General features: G+C 61.8%; 19 protein-coding genes. 14 read left to right on the forward strand and 5 right to left on the reverse strand.

Features of this window, described 5'->3' with window-relative positions:
* Positions 1-37: 37 nt before the first annotated feature.
* Positions 38-1,258, forward strand: coding sequence for an adenylate/guanylate cyclase domain-containing protein (locus ASD02_RS12340; RefSeq protein WP_057213282.1), 1,221 nt, complete (start codon positions 38-40; stop codon positions 1,256-1,258).
* A gap of 6 nt (positions 1,259-1,264) precedes the next feature.
* Here ASD02_RS12340 and ASD02_RS12345 read toward each other — a convergent pair whose 3' ends face one another.
* Positions 1,265-2,161, reverse strand: coding sequence for a LysR family transcriptional regulator (locus ASD02_RS12345; protein ID WP_057213285.1), 897 nt, complete (start codon positions 2,159-2,161; stop codon positions 1,265-1,267).
* A 114-nt stretch (positions 2,162-2,275) separates the two neighbouring features.
* Between ASD02_RS12345 and ASD02_RS12350 the strand changes: the two genes are divergently transcribed.
* The 3 genes from ASD02_RS12350 to ASD02_RS12360 are packed head-to-tail and all read left to right on the forward strand — an operon-like array spanning position 2,276 to position 4,515.
* Positions 2,276-3,016, forward strand: a complete 741-nt coding sequence (locus tag ASD02_RS12350; protein WP_057213287.1) for an SDR family oxidoreductase — start codon at positions 2,276-2,278, stop codon at positions 3,014-3,016.
* Between the two features lie 51 nt (positions 3,017-3,067).
* Entirely contained in the window at positions 3,068-3,964 is an 897-nt protein-coding gene (locus tag ASD02_RS12355) for an SDR family oxidoreductase (protein WP_057220870.1), read from the forward strand.
* A gap of 50 nt (positions 3,965-4,014) precedes the next feature.
* Positions 4,015-4,515, forward strand: a complete 501-nt coding sequence (locus ASD02_RS12360) for a DUF1097 domain-containing protein (RefSeq protein ID WP_057213293.1) — start codon at positions 4,015-4,017, stop codon at positions 4,513-4,515.
* An 82-nt stretch (positions 4,516-4,597) separates the two neighbouring features.
* Here ASD02_RS12360 and ASD02_RS12365 read toward each other — a convergent pair whose 3' ends face one another.
* The gene (locus ASD02_RS12365; RefSeq protein WP_025429903.1) at positions 4,598-4,897 is read right to left on the reverse strand and encodes a DUF6074 family protein; all 300 of its coding nucleotides are present in this window, start codon (positions 4,895-4,897) and stop codon (positions 4,598-4,600) included.
* Positions 4,898-5,131: 234 nt separating this feature from the next.
* Between ASD02_RS12365 and ASD02_RS12370 the strand changes: the two genes are divergently transcribed.
* The 10 genes from ASD02_RS12370 (at position 5,132) to ASD02_RS38180 (ending at position 14,638) form a co-directional block, all read left to right on the forward strand.
* Positions 5,132-6,850, forward strand: coding sequence for an ABC transporter ATP-binding protein (locus tag ASD02_RS12370; RefSeq protein ID WP_057220871.1), 1,719 nt, complete (start codon positions 5,132-5,134; stop codon positions 6,848-6,850).
* A 145-nt stretch (positions 6,851-6,995) separates the two neighbouring features.
* The gene (locus tag ASD02_RS12375) at positions 6,996-8,558 is read left to right on the forward strand and encodes a D-aminopeptidase (protein WP_057213297.1); all 1,563 of its coding nucleotides are present in this window, start codon (positions 6,996-6,998) and stop codon (positions 8,556-8,558) included.
* Positions 8,559-8,668: 110 nt separating this feature from the next.
* Entirely contained in the window at positions 8,669-9,412 is a 744-nt protein-coding gene (locus tag ASD02_RS12380; RefSeq protein ID WP_057220872.1) for a pseudouridine synthase, read from the forward strand.
* Between the two features lie 256 nt (positions 9,413-9,668).
* The gene (locus ASD02_RS12385) at positions 9,669-10,646 is read left to right on the forward strand and encodes a tripartite tricarboxylate transporter substrate-binding protein (RefSeq protein ID WP_025429899.1); all 978 of its coding nucleotides are present in this window, start codon (positions 9,669-9,671) and stop codon (positions 10,644-10,646) included.
* A 239-nt stretch (positions 10,647-10,885) separates the two neighbouring features.
* Positions 10,886-11,347, forward strand: coding sequence for a tripartite tricarboxylate transporter TctB family protein (locus ASD02_RS12390; protein WP_057213301.1), 462 nt, complete (start codon positions 10,886-10,888; stop codon positions 11,345-11,347).
* A gap of 10 nt (positions 11,348-11,357) precedes the next feature.
* Positions 11,358-12,863, forward strand: coding sequence for a tripartite tricarboxylate transporter permease (locus ASD02_RS12395; protein WP_025429897.1), 1,506 nt, complete (start codon positions 11,358-11,360; stop codon positions 12,861-12,863).
* Positions 12,864-12,970: 107 nt separating this feature from the next.
* Entirely contained in the window at positions 12,971-13,372 is a 402-nt protein-coding gene (locus ASD02_RS12400; protein WP_063978366.1) for a hypothetical protein, read from the forward strand.
* Between the two features lie 33 nt (positions 13,373-13,405).
* Positions 13,406-14,155, forward strand: coding sequence for a helix-turn-helix domain-containing protein (locus ASD02_RS12405; protein WP_057213307.1), 750 nt, complete (start codon positions 13,406-13,408; stop codon positions 14,153-14,155).
* A 75-nt stretch (positions 14,156-14,230) separates the two neighbouring features.
* The gene (locus tag ASD02_RS12410; RefSeq protein ID WP_038578024.1) at positions 14,231-14,446 is read left to right on the forward strand and encodes a hypothetical protein; all 216 of its coding nucleotides are present in this window, start codon (positions 14,231-14,233) and stop codon (positions 14,444-14,446) included.
* A gap of 24 nt (positions 14,447-14,470) precedes the next feature.
* On the forward strand, positions 14,471-14,638 hold the full coding sequence (locus tag ASD02_RS38180; protein WP_156407930.1) for a hypothetical protein: 168 nt from the start codon (positions 14,471-14,473) through the stop codon (positions 14,636-14,638).
* A gap of 225 nt (positions 14,639-14,863) precedes the next feature.
* Here ASD02_RS38180 and ASD02_RS12415 read toward each other — a convergent pair whose 3' ends face one another.
* The 3 genes from ASD02_RS12415 to ASD02_RS12425 all read right to left on the reverse strand — a co-directional run bounded on the left by ASD02_RS12415 (position 14,864) and on the right by ASD02_RS12425 (position 18,020).
* Entirely contained in the window at positions 14,864-15,796 is a 933-nt protein-coding gene (locus ASD02_RS12415; RefSeq protein WP_244494211.1) for a nucleotidyltransferase and HEPN domain-containing protein, read from the reverse strand.
* 323 nt (positions 15,797-16,119) lie between these two features.
* Positions 16,120-16,944 carry a transporter substrate-binding domain-containing protein gene (locus ASD02_RS12420; protein WP_057213309.1) on the reverse strand — a complete coding sequence of 275 codons (825 nt, stop codon included), beginning with the start codon at positions 16,942-16,944 and terminating at the stop codon, positions 16,120-16,122.
* A gap of 146 nt (positions 16,945-17,090) precedes the next feature.
* Complete coding sequence (locus ASD02_RS12425) at positions 17,091-18,020, reverse strand: LysR family transcriptional regulator (protein WP_057220873.1); 930 nt, start codon at positions 18,018-18,020, stop codon at positions 17,091-17,093.
* Between the last annotated feature and the right edge of the window lie 45 nt (positions 18,021-18,065).

Genomic DNA, 18,065 nt, shown 5'->3' on the forward strand with positions numbered 1-18,065 from the left:
GCGCCAAGCCACCGGCAGCTCCAGAGCGGGACCCGTTATGAACGACCAACAGATCCGCGACATCATCCTCTGGCTGTCGGAAGAGGGCCTCAAGGGCCTGCAAGAACCCGAGATGCTTGCCGGCTTCTGCGAGCGCTGCATTGCCGCGGGCATGGACATTGCCCGTGGCCAGGGGCTGATCGACACGTTGCATCCGGAATTCGAGGGCCGGGCCTTCCAGTGGAACCGCGAAAGCGACGTGGCGCCGGAGGTCGTGCAATATTCCTCGACCACCGGCGGAGAAGCGCAGGCGAATTGGCATCGCTCGATCTTCTACCACATGCTGACGGCGTGCGAGCCGGAGCGGCGCGTGCGCCTCGCCGACGAGCGCTCGGTGCAATATCATGTGCTCGACCGCCTGAAGGCGGAAGGCCACACCGATTGCATCAACATGATCCATCACTTCACCGACCAGGGCCGCGTCGGCGAGATGGATTGCTTCTATTCCTACTGGACCACACGCCGGCAAAGCGGCTTTGCCGAAGAAGAAATCGCCGCCCTTCGCATTCTCCTGCCGACCCTTGCGCTGGCGGTAAAGACCACGTCCTGCGTCCGGATCATCAGCACACTCGCCGATGTCTATCTCGGCGCCGATGCCGGCCGGCGCGTGGTCGAAGGCAGCATCGTGCGCGGCGAGGCCGAGCGCATCGAAACCGTCATGTGGTTTTCGGACCTGCGCAACTACACCCGGATCTCCGACGCAGCCGCCCCGGAAGACATCATCCCCTTCCTCAACGATTATTCGGGGATGGTCATCTCAGCCATCCACGATCACGGCGGCAGCGTGCTCAAGCTGATCGGCGACGGCGTACTTGCCATCTTCAATGCCGACGAGCCAACGACTGCCTGCGCGAACGCAACCGCCGCCGAGCGGCAATTGCGGCGCATGCTGGTGGCGTTGAATGCGCGCCGGCAGGAGGAGGGAAAGCCGACGACCGACGTCTATCTCGGCCTGCACATCGGCGAGGTCTTCTACGGCAATATCGGCAGCCAGAACCGTCTCGACTTCACCGTCGTCGGCCCCGCGGTCAACGAAGTCAGCCGTATCGCCTCGATGTGCCGCTCGGTCGAACGACAGGTGATCATGTCGGCGGATTTCGTCGAGGCCTGCCCGCCTGAGCTTCAGGCAGACGCTGTTTCGCTCGGACGTTTTGCCCTGCGGGGGATTGCCCGAGCAAAGGAACTGTTCACCTGGGATCCAGAACTGCCGACGGATTGATGCACATTATCGATCGCGACCCTCGGCGAACACGCCAGCCAGCCAGTCGATGAAGACGCGCACCCGCGGCGAAAGCTGGCGGTTGCGCGGATAGAGCAGGAAAACCGGCGTCGGCGTCGGACGGCAGTTTTCAAGCACCTCGACCAGCGTACCCTCGTGGAGATCTCGCTCGACATGGTAACGCGGCACCTGAATGAGCCCGAGCCCCAGCCTTGCGGCAGCAACGAAGCTTTCGGCGGCGTTAACCGCGACCGTCACCGGCAGTGCGACATATTCGACCTTGCCCCCAATCTGGAATTCGAGCGGTATCGGAGCGCCTGAAGTCGACGAACGAAAGCCGACCATGCGATGCCCTTCCAGGCTATCGAACCTTTCGGGCCTGCCGTGGCGGGCGATATAGTCGGGTGACGCACAGGTGATCTCATCGAGCATCGTCATGCGCCGCCCGATCATCTCGCTGTCCTGCGGCTCGCCGACCCGCAGCACACAATCGATGCCTTCCCGAATGAGATCGACCAAACGGTCGCCCTCGCTCATGTAGAGTTCGATCTCAGGGTAGGTCGCGAGAAAGGCGGGCAGGCTCGGCAGCACGAAGTGGCGTGCCAGCGTTCCATGCACGTCGATGCGAAGCAGGCCTTTGGGCCTGGCGCCGGCAAAGGCGCCTTCGGCATCTTCGATATCGTCGAGAATGGAGATGCAGCGCTGGTGATAGGCAGCACCGTCCAATGTCGGGCTAACATGGCGCGTCGTGCGCTGCAGCAGGCGAACACCCAGCCGTGCTTCCAACTGCTTAACCGCATCGGTCACCGTCGAGCGCGGCAGGCCAAGATCATCAGCGGCCTGCGTGAAACTGCGCCTCTCGACGACGCGCGAGAACACGCGCATGGCATCGAACCTGTCCATTTGTTCGTAATCTCCGGATTATGTTGCCGGATTATGCATGATTATCCGAGTCACGAAAGACGTCATCTTCTCCTCACCAACAAGCCAAGCGCTTCACAACGAAGGAGAAACATCATGCAGGAACACACCAACAGGGTCGCCATCGTTACCGGCGCCTCGCGCGGCATCGGTGCGGCGATTGCCGAACGCCTGGCCGCCGACTGCCTCACGGTCGTCATCAACTATGCCGGTGACGCCGCCTCCGCCGAGAAGTTGGCACGAAAGATCGAGGAAAAGGGCGGCCGCGCCCTGACCGCCAGGGCCGATGTTGCCGATCCGGAAGCGGTGAAGCGCCTGTTCGACGCAACCGAGGCTGCTTTCGGCGGCATCGACATACTGATCAACAACGCTGGCGTGCTGAAGACCGCGGCACTTGCCGAAACCAGCGACGAGGAATTCGACCGTCACTTCGCCATCAACACCAAGGGCACCTTCAACACCCTGCGAGAAGCATCAAAACGCATGCGCAGCGGTGGCCGCATCGTCAACTTCTCCTCGACGACCCTCGCCCTCAACCTGCCGGGTTATGCGGTCTACAACGCCACCAAGGCGGCAGTTGAGGCGCTAACACACGTCTTTGCCAAGGAGCTTCGCGGCCGCGACATCACCGTCAACGCCGTGGCGCCAGGTCCGATTGCAACCGATCTGTTTCTGTCGGGCAAGAGCGAAGAGCTTGTCGCCCAGTTTGCCAAGATGCCGCCGCTTGAGCGGCTCGGTCAGCCGGACGACATAGCCAGTGTCGTGGCCTTCCTTGTCGGTCCCGATGCTGGCTGGGTCAACGGTCAGATCCTGCGCGCCAACGGCGGCGTTGCCTGACATCCGCGCCCATCCCTTCCCGTACCCCTTTTCGAACGAAGGAGCAGAACCATGTCTTCAGTCATTCTTGTCACCGGCGCCGGCTCCGGCATCGGCAGGCTTTCCGCCGAAGCACTTGCTCGCGCCGGACATACCGTCTACGCCTCGATGCGCGGCATCGACGGTCGTAACAGCGACCGCGCTTCAGAGATGCGCGCCGCCGCCAAGCGCGGCGGATACGATCTGCGCCCGCTCGAACTCGACGTATTGTCGCAGCCCTCCGCGGACGCCGCCGTTGCGACGATCATCACCGAGAAGGGCGGCATCGACGTCGTCATGCACAACGTCGGTCATCTCGTCATCGGTCCGGCCGAGGCGTTCACGCCGGAAGAGCTGGTCAAGGTCTTCGACACCAACCTCTTCGGCGTGCAGCGGGTCAACCGTGCCGTACTGCCGGAAATGCGCAAGCGTGAACACGGGCTTGTCCTGTGGATCAGCAGCACCACCACCAAAGGCGGTTTCCCGCCCTTCCTCGGACCCTATGCAGCTGCCAAGGCGGCGATGGATTCTCTTGCCGTTACCATGTCCTACGAACTGACGCGTTTCGGCGTCGAGACCTCGATCGTCGTGCCGGGCGCCTTTACCCGCGGGACCAATCATTTCCCAACCGCCGGGCGCCCGGCGGACGAGGAAACGGTCGCGGCCTACGCCCGCTATGAAGGTCTCCTGGACCAGGTCGGCGAGCGCCTGAGCGAGTTGACGCCTGCTCATGCCGATCCACGGGCCGTTGCCGACGAAGTCGTGCGCATCGTCGGCCTGCCGGAGGGCTCGCGCCCCGCGCGATCGGTCATCGATTTCGTCGGAGACGGTGCTGCGGAAGTGATCGAGGTCGCCGAGCGCATGCGCATCGACTTCGCCCGGCGCATCGGCATCGCCGACCTGCTGTCGATCGAAAAGACCCAAGCCTGACCTTGGCTGTCCGGTGAAAGCGCCCATTAAACCCATTTCGAGGATATGTCATGACCGCACAAACAGAACCAACCGACCGAGTGCCCTTCGCCTGGAAATTCAATCTGCTGACGCTCGTAGCGGCAACAACGGCCGCTGTCGCTGCCACGACTTCAGCAAGCGTCGGCTGGCCCGTCTGGGCGATGTTCATGGGGTGGGTCGCGTTCTTTACCCGCGGTCACATGGCACGTGAGGCATTGACCAGCTACATCTGCCTTGCCGTCGGCATCGCCATCGGCATGGCTGCGACCCTCGCGCTCCGGGCTTTGATGCCTGCAATGGGGGCGCTGGCCTTCGGGCCGGTCGTCTTTGTCGTCGCGATGATTGTGGTGTCCTTGCGTGCAACCGCCCCCGTCAACAACGTGCCTGCCTATTTTCTTGGCCTGATCACATTCTTCGCGGCGCATCTGGAACCGGGATGGTTCGCGTTTTGCGAACTGGCTGGTGTCGCCGGCCTCGGCTGCGCGGCCGCATGGGCGGCGCATCGTCTGCAGGGGGCCATCGGGCGCTGACCACCACGGCTCCGGCGCAAGCGCCGGGGCTTTCCCTTGCTGGCCGAGCGATCAATACGAAAGGTCGAACCGTCCGTTCGAATTACTGGCTTACTGCACCGGCGGAAAGCCGGGACTGGTGGCGCTGCCAGAGTTCGGCCTGTACCTCGGCCTGAAATGCCATGACCTGCTCACGCATTTCCGCGTCGGAGCAGCCGAGCGCAAGCAACTCGTCGGCAAGTGCCCGGCATTCCCGCCGCCAATATTGCACGGCGTCGTCACCATGGAGGTCTTCGAGTTCGGCAGCACAGATGCGAATGGTGCTCAGTCTTCTTGCCATCGGAAACGGGACGACATCACGTCCGCCAAACACCGCCGCTTCATCTGATCTATCGCCTGCCATTGCTTCATTCGCTCCCCTGCTGATTCCCTCTTCTACGGAGCTTATGGTTAACGTTTTCTTCCCTTTCCCACGTTCCGTCTCATCCGGGGATTACATGCCCGGGTTGGTGCGCTTTGTGACAGCATTGATTCGCTTTTTCGGTCGCATATCTGTTGGCATCCGGGTAAAAACATGACATTTGAACTCAGATTTTACGGCCGTTCGCAAGCGGCTGCCCATGTGAGTGCGGTTGTCATGTTGAAGCGCTTCTTCGCGTTCTACCGGCCCTATCGCGGCCTCTTCATTCTCGACTTCACCTGCGCGGTGTTGTCCGGCCTGCTGGAGCTCGGCTTTCCGGTCGCGGTCAAGCTGTTCGTCGACCAGCTGCTGCCGAGCCAGGAATGGACGCTGATCCTGCTCGCCTCCGTCGGCCTTCTCGTCGTCTATCTCGTCAATACCGGCTTGATGGCGACGGTCACCTATTGGGGACACATGCTCGGCATCAACATCGAAACCGATATGCGCCGCATGGCTTTCGATCATCTGCAGAAGCTTTCCTTCAGTTTCTTCGACAACCAGAAGACCGGCCATCTCGTCGGGCGCCTGACGAAGGACCTGGAAGAGATCGGCGAAGTCGCCCATCACGGCCCCGAGGACCTGTTCATCGCGATCATGACCTTCATCGGCGCGCTGCTTTTGATGATGACCGTGCATTGGCAACTGGCGCTGATCACGGCAGCCGTCGTGCCGATCACTGCCTGGGTCACCAGCCGTTACGGCGGCCGCATGGCCAGCAACTTCCGCAATCTTTATGGCCGCGTCGGCGACTTCAACGCCCGCATCGAGGAAAATGTCGGCGGCATCCGTGTAGTCCAGGCCTTCGCCAACGAAGAGCACGAGCGCAGCCTGTTCGAGACCGACAATCAGAACTACCGCCAAACGAAACTTGAGGCCTACCGCATCATGGCCGCCAGTACCTCGCTCAGCTACATGAGCATGCGGCTGACGCAGTTGATCGTGATGATCACCGGCAGCTACTTCGTGCTGACCGGACAATTGAGCAACGGCGGCTTCATCGGTTTCCTGCTTTTGGTCGGCGTCTTCTTCCGCCCGGTTGAGAAGATCAATTCGGTCATCGAGACCTATCCCAAGGGCATCGCCGGCTTCAAACGCTTCATCGAGCTGATGGAGACCGAGCCTGACATCGAGGATCGTCCGGGCGCCGTCGACGTGTCCGGCCTGCGCGGCGACATCACCTATCGCAACGTCTCATTCGGCTACAGCCCCGACAAGCCGACCATCGCCAACATCGACCTGACGATCAAAGCCGGAGAAACCGTGGCCTTTGTCGGCCCCTCGGGCGCCGGCAAGACGACGATCTGCTCGCTGCTGCCGCGGTTCTACGAGGTCGCCGAAGGCAGCATCACCGTCGACGGCGTCGACATTCGTGACATCAAGCTCGCCTCGCTTCGCGGGCAGATCGGCATCGTGCAGCAGGATGTTTTCCTGTTCGCCGGCACGATCCGCGACAACATCGCCTATGGACGTCTCGGCGCAAGCGAAGCCGATATCCTCGATGCCGCTCGCCGGGCCAAACTCGACGGCATGATCGCGGCTCTGCCCGACGGCATGGACACGGTCATCGGGGAGCGCGGCGTCAAGCTATCCGGCGGTCAGAAGCAGCGCCTGGCAATCGCCCGGATGTTCCTGAAGAACCCGTCAATCCTGATCCTCGACGAGGCGACGTCGGCGCTCGACACGGAAACCGAAAAGGCGATCCAGCAATCGCTTGCCGAACTTTCCAAAGGTCGAACCACACTGGTCATCGCCCACCGCCTGGCGACGATCCGCGATGCCGACCGCATCATCGTCGTCGACACGAACGGCATCAGCGAACAAGGACCACACGACACGCTGCTCGCCGCCAAGGGCACCTATAGCCGGCTTTATCACGCGCAAGCCGGATTGCGTTGAGGCCGGCGCAGCGCGGTTGCACTTGCGTTGACGGAGCGGTAGGTACGAAGCCGATCCGCCCGTCCGGGCGGCAGGTTTCCTTCCCGACCGACTGGCCCCATCGACTGGGCCTACCGACTGGCCCCACCGACTGGCATTGCGCACCATGAACACCCTGGATTTTCCCGCCCTCGAACGAGCCGTCCTCGCCTTGCCGCAGCAATACAGGGGGCCTGGCGGCGTCGTCGGTGTCGTCAGGGACGGCGAGGTCATCCTCAAGCACGTCTGGGGCTATGCCGATCTTACGGCGCGCAAGCCGATGACGGCAGGCACGCTGCTGCCGATCTGCTCGATCAGCAAACAGTTCACCTGCGCGGTGCTGCTCGACACGGTCGGCGATCCCGCCAAGCTCGATGGCGCACTCGATGCGTACCTGCCGCTGATCGAAGGCAAACGTCCGAGCGTGGCGCATCTCTGCCACAACCAGTCTGGCCTGCGCGACTACTGGGCCCTGACGGTGCTGCAGGGCGCCATGGCCGACGGCGTCTTCCGCCGTGAGCACGCCCGGCCGCTGCTGTCGCGCGCCCGCTCGACGCATTTCGAGCCCGGCACGCGCTATTCCTATTCGAACGGCAACTACCGTATCCTGGCCGACCTCATCGAAGATTTTTCGGGTCGATCGTTGTCCGAGCTCTACGACCGCAGCACTTTCGGTCCGGCCGGCATGACCACGGCCGCCCTCACCCCCGATACCAGTATCTCGCCGAACGGCGTCGTCGGCTACGAGGGCAATGAGACCACAGGCTATTTCGAGGCCGCGAACCGGATCTATTGGGCGGGGGATGCCGGTATTTCGGCGACGCTTGACGACATGCTCGCCTGGGAGCGCTTCATCGATCGTACGCGTGACGACGAAGCCGGCCTCTACCGCAGGCTTTCCGCGCCGCAGACCTATGCGGACGGGCGGGCAGCAACTTACGGCTTCGGCCTTGCCCACGAACGGATCGGCGACGTCGCGATCACCGGCCACGGCGGCGCCTTGCGCGGCTTTCGCAGCCGTCGCCTTCATGCGGCCAGTGAGCGCCTCTCGATCGTCGTGATGTTCAACCACGAGGCCGACGCCCATGCCGCGGCGACGGCACTGATGAAGGCCGCGCTCGGTCACCGCGATGCCGAGGCGGCAGCCGGCGACTGGAATAGCGAACAGTTCGGCACCTATCTCGAACCGGAGACCGGCCTGGCGCTGTCGACGCGGCCGTTGGGATCGGGGCGGCTTGAACTGCGCTTCGCGACGGCAGGAGAATCGCTGCAGATCGCAGCGGACGCTATCGCCCGCTCCGGAGCGGTTTCGTTGACGCCGAACGGCACCGGCCTGCACATGGCGCGTGAGCGCGAGAACCTGCAGACGACGGCCGAGAGGGTTGCCGGCAAGGCAAAGCCTGACATAGCCGGTCGTTACCACTCCGCAGAACTCGACGCCGACATCGATATCGTCTCGACCAGCGGCATCTTCTTTGCCGGTTTTAATGGCATGCTCGGCAAGGGTGCGATGCATGCGATGCGGCCGTTTGCCGATGATGTCTGGCTGCTCAGCTGCAAGCGCTCAATGGACGCGCCGGCGCCCGGGGACTGGACCGTACGGATCCACCGCAACGGACAGGGTGTCATTTCCGGCCTGACGATCGGATGCTGGCTTGCCCGGCAGATCGACTATATCAAGGTCGACTGAACGACGGTTCCGAGGCTTCGCGACAGGCGCCGGCAGCCAGAGATAGATGGAGACGACCCGAAGTGAGGCAGAAACGGCCGGCAGCAGGACAAGGCGAAGGCACTGGACGCATGACCGGCGACATCGGCAAGCGCGTCACCATCGCCCGTGCCCTTTCCAAGCTTGGCTACTGCTCGCGGACGCAGGCGGAAAAGCTGGTGCTTGAGGGCCGGGTCAGCATCGGCGGCCGCAAGACCACCGATCTCGCCCAATGGGTCGATATCGAAAAAGACCGCATCGCCGTCGACGGCAAGGCCGTTCTGGCGGAAGACAAGATCTACCTGATGCTCAACAAACCGCGTGGCCTGGTGACGACACGGCACGACCCGGAGGGGCGCCCAACCGTCTTTGATTGCCTGAGCGAGAGCGATGCACAGTTCCTCTCGCCGGTCGGTCGGCTGGACAAGGCGAGCGAGGGCCTGCTGCTCTTCACCAACGACACCGTGCTCGCCCAGCGCCTGCTCGACCCGGAAACCCATCTCGGCAAGGTCTATCATGTGCAGGTCTCGGGCGAGATCGGCGACGCCAAGCTCCGGTCGATGGTCGACGGCATCGACGAGGGCGGCGAGCATTTGCGCGCCGGGCGTGCCGAACAGTTAAGAGGCGGCGAGAAGAACAGCTGGATCGAGGTCGAGCTGCACGAAGGGCGCAATCGCCAGATCCGCCGCATGCTCGACGTCCTCGGCTTCGAGGTGCTGCGGCTCGTGCGCGTCTCGATCGGCGACATCGCGCTCGGAAAGCTTGCGAAAGGCGCGACGCGTCCGCTGACAACAGACGAAGTGCAGTATCTGAGGCAGCGTACGGGACAGCAATAGCCGCCGAACGGTCGTACGCGGGCAGCGTCGCCACGACCACGGGTGATCCACGGCGCCCGCAATGGGTGGAAATCCACCCACCAAGCGAGCCTCTTGTTTCCGAATCCACCCAAAACCAGACAACCGGCGGCAGAAATGCACGGCAACGCACGGCGAACCCGTTGTCTGTGCTAAGATTGCCTCTGCAAATGGGTCAACCAGAATCGGCATGGGAGGAGCCTTGCCGGCTGGTCGATGTTTCATCCGGGAGGAAAAGATGAAAACCCTGAATGCGCTTCTTGGCGCCGTTGCCGCGCTGTCCCTGTTTGCCGCTTCCGCCAATGCGCAGACCTATCCCGAACGCTCGATCACCATGGTCGTTCCGTTCTCGGCCGGCGGCCCGACGGATACCGTCGCACGCCTCGTCGCCGAATCCATGTCGAAGGATCTCGGCCAGCAGATCATCGTCGAAAACGTCGGTGGCGCCGGCGGCACGTTGGGCGCCGGTCGCGTTGCCCAGGCCGATCCGGATGGCTACACGGTCCTGCTCCACCATATCGGCATGGCAACCAGCGCCACGCTCTACCGCAAGCTCGCCTATGACACGCTGAACGCGTTCGAATATGTCGGTCTTGTCACCGAAGTGCCGATGACGATCGTCGCGCGCAAGGATCTCGAGCCGACCGATCTCAAGGGCCTCGTCGAATACGCAAAGGCCAACAAGGACACGGTCACCGTTGCCAATGCCGGCATCGGCGCTGCCTCGCACCTCTGCGGCATGATGTTCATGAGCGCCATCGAAACGCCGCTCACCACCGTTCCCTACAAAGGCACCGGTCCGGCAATGACCGATCTGCTCGGCGGTCAGGTCGACATCATGTGCGACCAGACCACCAACACCACCAAGCAGATCCAGGGCGGCACGATCAAGGCCTATGCCGTCACTTCGCCTGAACGTCTCAAGGTCTTCCCGGACCTGCCGACGACAACGGAAGGCGGCCTTCCGGGGCTGCAGGTCGGCATCTGGCACGGTGTTTATACGCCGAAGGGCACGCCGGCCGAAGTCAACGAGCGGCTGTCGAAGTCGCTGCAGGTGGCTCTCAAGGATCCGAACGTCGTTGCCCGCTTCGGCGAACTCGGCACGGTACCGTCGAGCGAAGCCGACGCCACCCCGGCAGCGCTGAAGGCCAAGCTTGAAAGCGAAATCACCCGCTGGAAGCCGGTCATCGAAGCCGCCGGCCAGTACGCCGACTAAATTGAGACGCTGCCCGCCACGATCCTTAAGCCCAAGCGGCCCGGATCGTGGCGGGTTTGTCGCCTGAGGCAGGGCATAAGGCATCGCCGGAGGGTAATCGCGCCGGCCGTCGGCTTCGGTTACACTTCAAGGTGTCATCCGATCGTCAGCCGCAAGACGTCACTGGCAACTGGCAGTCCGAGCTTGAGTTCGACCCTTCCCGATCGGCGCTCAGCCAAAAAAAACCAAATGGGGACACGATGAAATCAATCTCCTTCGACACCACCAATGCGCTCTGTGGCGGCCTCCTGACGGCCGTCGGGCTGTTCTTCGCCTGGCAGGCGTTCAACCTCGAACTCGGCACCGCATTCCGCATGGGGCCGGGCTATTTTCCGCTGGTGCTGGCCGTCATCCTGACGCTTCTCGGTATCGTGATCCTCGTTCAGTCGACCCGGGTCCAGGGAGAGCCGATCGGGGCTATCGCCGTGCGCGGCATGCTGTTCATCCTGCCGGCACCGATCTTCTTCGGCCTGACGGTTCGTGGACTGGGCTTCGTCCCGTCGTTGTTTTTTACAGCGCTCATCGCCTGCTTTGCCTCCGGCCGCATGAAACCGCTGACCGCACTCGCACTATCGCTGGCACTGACGGCTTTTTCCGTCGCGGTCTTCAGCTACGGCCTCGGCTTGCCCTTCCAGCGCTTCGGCCCCTGGACCCAGTTCTAGGAGAGGGATGATGGATCTATTCAGCAATCTTGCACTCGGTTTCACCACGGCCGCCTCGCCGGAAAACCTGCTCTTCTGCCTGATCGGCGTTCTGCTCGGCACGCTGATCGGCGTGCTGCCCGGCATCGGGGCAACGGCGACCATCGCCATGCTGCTGCCGATCACCTTTCAGCTGGAGCCGGTCTCCTCGCTGATCATGCTCGCCGGCATCTATTACGGCGCACAATACGGCGGCTCGACCACGGCGATCCTCATCAACATGCCGGGAGAATCCTCGTCTGCCGTCACCGCGATCGACGGTTACCAGATGGCCCGCAAGGGCCGCGCCGGTGCCGCACTGGCAATCGCCGCGCTCGGCTCGTTCTTCGCGGGCACGGTCTCGACCTTCCTGGTCGCGGTGTTCGCCCCGCCCCTGACCGAGATCGCGCTGAAGTTCGGCGCGGCAGAATATTTCTCGCTGATGATCGTCGGCCTCGTGTCGTCGGTCGCGCTGGCGCACGGATCGATCGTCAAGGCCTTGGCGATGGTGGCGCTCGGCCTCTTGCTCGGCCTCGTCGGCACCGACATCTACACCGGCACGCCACGCTTCACCCTGGGGATCCGGGAATATTCGGACGGCCTGAATTTCGTCGCCCTGGCGGTCGGCGTCTTCGGCATCGCCGAAATCCTGCGCAACCTCGAAAACGAGCGCACGCGCGAAGTGCTGATGGCCAAGGTCACGGACCTGATGCCGACGCGCGACGACTTCAAGCGTATGGTCGGCCCGGTTCTGCGCGGCACCGCGATCGGCTCGGCGCTGGGCATTCTGCCCGGCGGCGGCGCCATCCTCGCGGCCTTCGCCTCCTATACCGTCGAAAAGCGCGTCTCCGACCGACCGGAAGAATTCGGCCACGGCGCCATCGCCGGCGTCGCCGGCCCGGAAAGCGCCAACAACGCCGGTGCCCAGACCTCGTTCATCCCGTTGTTGACGCTCGGCATCCCGGCAAACCCGGTCATGGCGCTGATGATCGGCGCGATGATCATCCAGGGCATCGTACCCGGGCCCAACGTTGCAGCAGAACAGCCGGCGCTCTTCTGGGGCATCATCGCCTCGATGTGGATCGGCAACCTGATGCTGGTGGTGCTGAACCTGCCGCTGATCGGGCTGTGGGTGCGGCTGTTGAAGATCCCGTACTATGTGCTCTTCCCGATCATCATGGCGTTCTGCTCGATCGGCGTCTACAGCGTCAACTCCAACGTCTACGACCTCTACGCCGTCGCCTTCTTCGGCCTCGTCGGCTACCTGCTCTTGAAGCTGCGCTGCGAACCGGCTCCGCTGCTGCTCGGTTTCGTGCTTGGTCCGTTGCTGGAAGAAAACCTGCGGCGGGCGATGATCCTGTCGCGCGGCGATCCGACCACCTTCGTCACGCGGCCGATCAGCGCGATCCTGCTGTTGATCGCAGCCATGGTGCTGGTGGTGGTGTTCCTACCGAGCGTCAAGGCCAAGCGCGAGGAGGTTTTCGTCGAGGAAGAATGATCGACGGGATGCGGCATTCTGCCCCTGCGCGGTTTGCCACATTGAGGTTTGTCAATAACGTCGCCTATCCCTGAGCCATCAGATTGGCACGGGGATAGGCAAACCGAATGAAGCCTCGCACGAGGATCAGAATGCAGCAGGTCACGCGCATGTTTTGCGCAATGGCCGTGCTGCTTCTCGGCTTCGCGCACCAGGCGCCCGCAGGGGCAACGGCGCTTTCCGCGACGGCGCGGGCACAGTTCGCGCTGCCCGACGGTTCCCTGCCCGACCTCTGCCTGCCCACAGCCGCCGACGACGACGGCAACGGCAAACAACTCTCCCACAGCCACTTCTGCGGCGCCTGTCGCATCTTCTGGGCTCACTTGCCCGCACCTGCCGATGCTGCGCGCACCATCGTGCGCAAGTCCGAGACGGTACTGCCGCCGGAACAGCCGATTGCATCCGCGAGGTCACAGCTCCCGCCCAATGCCAGCCCACGCGGGCCGCCAGCATCGAGCTCCCACGCCTGAGCCCCTGTCACGACCGATCGTGACCGAACGCTGATGTCTGATCTCCACGCGTCGCTCAGCGACGATGCCGACGAGATCGCAATACGGATCGCCACCATGCCCGATACGATCACTTTCGCGGAAACAACACTTCCGCCCCCGCCCACGGCGGCCTTTTCGACGACCAAGCTCTCGCCCAACCGGCAGCGACTGGTAGGAGAGCACGCCACTCTGCTCTTCCAGGGAGGGCGAAACCGCCATCTCTATCGCGTCGTCGACGGCTGTGTCGCGCTGTCGCAATTGCTCGACGACGGCCGTCGCCAGATCACCGACGTGCTCGGCCCGGGACGGCTCTTCGGCTTCACCCATGACGGCCGCAATATCGCCACTGCCGAAACGCTGACCTTCGCCCGGATAGAGACGCTTGCCGGCAGCCAGATCGAAGACAGCGACCACGGGCCAGGTGTCGCCGCCGAGCTCAAGGCGACGCTGCACCGGATGCAGGCACACGCAACCCTGCTTGGCCGCAAGACAGCAACCGAGAAGGTTGCAACCGCGCTCATCGATCTTGCCGACCAGTTCGCATGGCGCGGTCGCGCCGGAAGCGCCGCCCGGTTCAGCTTCAACCTCTATCTCTCGCGCGCCGACCTGGCTGACTGGCTGGGCCTGACGGTCGAGACCGTCAGCCGCTGTCTCAACCGTTTCAAGCGCGACGGCCTGATCGACTTCAGCCACCCGAAGACGGTGCGCATCCTCGAAGAACTGCACTTGCGGACGATGGCAGGGCTGGTGCGCAGAGACTGACACTCGCGCAAAACCAGCTATCCCAACAGATCACAGCGGGCTTCGCGCCCGCCCCGAAAGAAAGGCTTGAAAACAATGATTGCGAAGATGGTCTATCACGTGCCGGTGTTCGGCTGGATGCTCAAGGAAGCGGCGCACGGCTCCGGCACCGCCAAGGTGCTGTTCCTCATCAACTGTATGCTGATCTGGCTGCTGGCGATCATTGCCTTCGGTTATCCTGCCATCATCATTCCGGCGCTCGCCTTGGTGCCGACGGTCTTCGTACTCCTGATCCTGATCACCACAGGCTAGCGGGCGCCGATCGCATGAGAGCCTGTGGCTGTTGCGAGAAAGACACGCGACATGATCGTGGATTGCGACCAATTCGGCGCGCCGGGGGCGTGGAATTCGCTGCTCGACACGCACCTGGCGGGCGTGATCATCGAGACCGTACTTTCGGCTCATGCGCATGCATCCGCAACGGACGCCACGGCGAAGCGATAAATTGTCTCCCCTTTGGCGACAGCCGCAGTTGCTCGAGGGGGGGTGCCATTATGGCTGAGAGACATGTCATTGGTCCGGGCGGGCATAACATCGAAGTGGTTTGCCACGAACCCGAGGCAAAACACTTCCATCGAGGGGACACTCAGGGCCGGCTCTACCCACTTGCGGCCGCCCTTCATGTCAAACGCTGCATGTCTGCTTCCAGACCCAAAAGCCGACAACGGATCAACGCCCTGACTTTTCCTCGGCGATTTCGCCATCCAGCGTGATCAGATGACTTTTGCAGACCGCTTTTACCAGCCCGTGAAGAACCTGCGTACGCTCAATCAGGAAAGAAAGCGCCTCTTCGCTTATCTGGTAATGCTTGGAGTACCGCGCCTTCACATAGGCCTCATTGATTGTATTGAACCAGGCCGAATAGCGCTGCCGGTCTTGTGGCCAGGCGTCTGCGAGCCGCCGGTCCAGATCTTCGGCAAAACCGCGCAGGGACCGCAGGTTGTGCGTCGGTGGACCGTAGTTTTTCAGCACGAGAAGCACAGTTGAGTAGGCATGCTCGATCGCTTGATGGAGCTGGAACGCAGCGAGGGCGACGTCGCCTTCGGATATGCAAAACCGCGCAACCTTGAGGAAGCCTATGGCATGCGGAAGTCGGCTTTCATAATGTTCGCGTGCGATCTTGAACTGCTGTTCAAGGCTGATCGGCCTCGGTTCCACCAGCGGCTCACTATCGAGCTCGTAAAGCACAATGCCTTGCTGGCGAATGTCGCAGAAGAAGTCCTTTCCGCGCCTGAGCTCCTCGTTCACCTCACGGCGAGAATGCACGATGAAGGACACCTGCATGCCCTTCAGGATGCGGTCGTTCAGAAGCCGGTCAGCAGCGTTGTTCCAGTATGCGGTGAAATCCGTCAGCTTTCGATTGTTGACGATCACCAGCAGGTCGTAATCGGAGCGATAGCCTTTGCCAATGTGCTCCTCATCCACCCAATCGCCGCGCGCATGACTGCCAAAGAGAATGACCTTGAGGATCCGCCCCTTTTTCTTGAACTCCGCCGTGCCCTCCCTCAACGCATCCTCGAACTCTTCGCGCAGGATTTCGACCGCACGCGCGAGTTCCCGCCTCTTGGCATCAGGCAAGTGATCGAGGCTGGATTTCATCATTGTCGAAAAGAACTTTCGCTTCGCGGGCGATGGGCCCACCCGATTTTAGCCGGTCAAACGTAGTGCGCAACCCAGACGGGTCGAGTTCCCGCCGTCATCAACAAACAGTCAGTCCTTCGCGTGGGGATCCGTCGGTCAAGTTGGTGATAACTTGCCCAAAAGTGCCGGCGAATTCAACGAAGCAACCGTAATGATTTCTTCGCATTAGCTTCACAATCGGCGGTCAGCACTTGACGTGGACGAATTTTGCACCGTCGCTCGCAATCGACCCACCAACTCAAAACCCTGCTCAGTACTGGTGTAACTGAGCAGGGTCACCGTCGTCAGCCGCCGAAGCCGAAACCGACTGGCATATCTTCAAGGGCAATGCCAAAAGGCTCAAGGCTCTTGACGATCCATGTCTGATTGTTGCCGATGCGGCGGTTGTACTCAGCCCAGGCCGACACAAAGGACTTGAAGGTCTCGTCGGAACCGTAGTTAAGTGCGATGACCGAAGGCGTGGCCAGAACCGGGGTTGGCACGTTGACGCCTCCAACCGCCGGGGCCTTCTTGGAAATCACCAGGCCATTAAGCATAGTGTTGACGAGACCGTCGGCCTTGCCCGTCGTCACAGCGACGATCGCCTCGTCACGCGTCTTGAAGCGAAGGATGTTTGCCTTCGGCAGATACTGTTGCGTGATCAAGTCCTGAGCTGAGCCGAGGTCGACGGCGAAGGTGTATTTCGGATCGTTCAGTTCGCTCCAGGTCTTGTTATTGACTTCATCCTTGGACGACACGACCACAAAGCTGTTGTAGTAGGTCGGATCGGAGAACGACACGGACATCGCCCTCACAGGGGTTGCGGTGACCGCAAAAGCCATATCGACCTTGCCGCTTTGCACATCGAGGATTGCATTCGACCAACTCGACTCGACCACTTCAAGCTTCACATCAAGCGTTCTGGCGATGTCGGTGGCCATATCAATGACAAATCCTTGCCACTCTCCTGTGCGCGGATCCTTGTTGAAATAGGGAACTTCATTGAGGATCGCGGGGATACGAAGAGCACCACGCGCCCTTATATCCTCGATCGTACCAGCAGACGCCGTCGTTCCCAGCAATGACAGGGCGACGGCGGCGCAACTACAGATTTTCGCAATAACATTCATTCTCGGTTCTCCATATTCCCCTGTTTGATTTTATCAGTCATGCGCCTTCTTTGGTCCTTGCGACCGCGAGCAGGTTACCGCGCAGTCAGCCGGGGACAATGCTAGAGAATCGACCACGCTTATCCCGTTTTTTGTAGGTTGCCGGTTTACGGCGCTGCAGGAGTGAGTTCGCCGCTGCGCGGAGGATCCAGGACGGGGCCGACCAGCTCTGACTGACATTCCGCAAAAAGCTGCTGTACCGCCGGATGCTTTTGCAGAAAGCCTGCACTACCGAAGTACACGCGGACCTCTGGCAGGTTTGCCAGCTTCGTGCTGACGATGGTTTTGTCTTCCGGCAGGACGCACCAGGACGGGATGATTGAAAAGCCCATACCCTCCTCGACGCAGCGTTTCACGCTGGAACTTCCCGAGGTAGAAATCACGGGCTGGACGACGGCTCCATCGCGACCGAGGAAGTCGACCGCAAGATTGCGCAAAGTCTGACCCGGCTCATAGGTGATGAACGGCCGATCCTTCGCCCACAACGGGATGTCCTTCTGCTCCGGTGGCGCTCCCCATTGACAAGGATAGACAAGGCTGAGGTGATAACTACCCAACAGCCGCTGCGGCACGACCGGGTCACCGAAGTACCGCTCCGAAATACACACATCCAGGCTTCCGTTCTTGACAAGCTCCGCCAAGACCGTGTCGCGCTCATAGACGGCGAACTCCATGTCTGGAAAACTCTCGCGAAATTTCGAAAGCACCTTTGGAAAAAGGTAGAAGAAAATTGCTTGCGGCATTCCCACACGCAGCGATGACCGTTGGCTCTCGATCAGCTTGCTCAGCCGCTCCAGCATGATGTCCAGCTCGGGATGCAGCAGGTTGTACAGTGCGCGCCCCCTCGGGGTCAGCGTGATCCGCTTAGCACCCTGCTCGGAATCTATGAGCTTTCCGTTGAGCAATTGCTCCAACCGTCGAACATGGTTTGAGGCCGACTGATAGCTCAAGTTAAGCTCCCGCGCCGCACCGGAATATGACCCGTATCTGGCGACCTGGTAGAACGTCTGGATGAGCGTGAGGCTGATTTTGGCCATAACTGTATTCCCCCGCCCTGAGGATTAAGGGGCCCTTCGTTAGTA

Source organism: Ensifer sp. Root1252 (assembly GCF_001425885.1).
Taxonomy (GTDB): Bacteria; Pseudomonadota; Alphaproteobacteria; order Rhizobiales; family Rhizobiaceae; genus Ensifer; species Ensifer canadensis.

Bases quoted from the DNA above. Each gene is read 5' to 3' on its own strand.
- ASD02_RS12425 (WP_057220873.1), bottom strand. From the start codon at position 18,020: ATGGCCAAAATCAGCCTCACGCTCATCCAGACGTTCTACCAGGTCGCC.
- ASD02_RS12415 (WP_244494211.1), bottom strand. From the start codon at position 15,796: ATGATGAAATCCAGCCTCGATCACTTGCCTGATGCCAAGAGGCGGGAA.
- ASD02_RS12410 (WP_038578024.1), top strand. From the start codon at position 14,231: ATGATTGCGAAGATGGTCTATCACGTGCCGGTGTTCGGCTGGATGCTC.
- ASD02_RS12370 (WP_057220871.1), top strand. From the start codon at position 5,132: ATGTTGAAGCGCTTCTTCGCGTTCTACCGGCCCTATCGCGGCCTCTTC.
- ASD02_RS12400 (WP_063978366.1), top strand. From the start codon at position 12,971: ATGAAGCCTCGCACGAGGATCAGAATGCAGCAGGTCACGCGCATGTTT.
- ASD02_RS12345 (WP_057213285.1), bottom strand. From the start codon at position 2,161: ATGGACAGGTTCGATGCCATGCGCGTGTTCTCGCGCGTCGTCGAGAGG.
- ASD02_RS12420 (WP_057213309.1), bottom strand. From the start codon at position 16,944: ATGAATGTTATTGCGAAAATCTGTAGTTGCGCCGCCGTCGCCCTGTCA.
- ASD02_RS12360 (WP_057213293.1), top strand. From the start codon at position 4,015: ATGACCGCACAAACAGAACCAACCGACCGAGTGCCCTTCGCCTGGAAA.
- ASD02_RS12350 (WP_057213287.1), top strand. From the start codon at position 2,276: ATGCAGGAACACACCAACAGGGTCGCCATCGTTACCGGCGCCTCGCGC.
- ASD02_RS12340 (WP_057213282.1), top strand. From the start codon at position 38: ATGAACGACCAACAGATCCGCGACATCATCCTCTGGCTGTCGGAAGAG.
- ASD02_RS12395 (WP_025429897.1), top strand. From the start codon at position 11,358: ATGGATCTATTCAGCAATCTTGCACTCGGTTTCACCACGGCCGCCTCG.
- ASD02_RS12355 (WP_057220870.1), top strand. From the start codon at position 3,068: ATGTCTTCAGTCATTCTTGTCACCGGCGCCGGCTCCGGCATCGGCAGG.
- ASD02_RS12390 (WP_057213301.1), top strand. From the start codon at position 10,886: ATGAAATCAATCTCCTTCGACACCACCAATGCGCTCTGTGGCGGCCTC.
- ASD02_RS12365 (WP_025429903.1), bottom strand. From the start codon at position 4,897: ATGGCAGGCGATAGATCAGATGAAGCGGCGGTGTTTGGCGGACGTGAT.
- ASD02_RS12405 (WP_057213307.1), top strand. From the start codon at position 13,406: ATGTCTGATCTCCACGCGTCGCTCAGCGACGATGCCGACGAGATCGCA.
- ASD02_RS12375 (WP_057213297.1), top strand. From the start codon at position 6,996: ATGAACACCCTGGATTTTCCCGCCCTCGAACGAGCCGTCCTCGCCTTG.
- ASD02_RS12380 (WP_057220872.1), top strand. From the start codon at position 8,669: ATGACCGGCGACATCGGCAAGCGCGTCACCATCGCCCGTGCCCTTTCC.
- ASD02_RS12385 (WP_025429899.1), top strand. From the start codon at position 9,669: ATGAAAACCCTGAATGCGCTTCTTGGCGCCGTTGCCGCGCTGTCCCTG.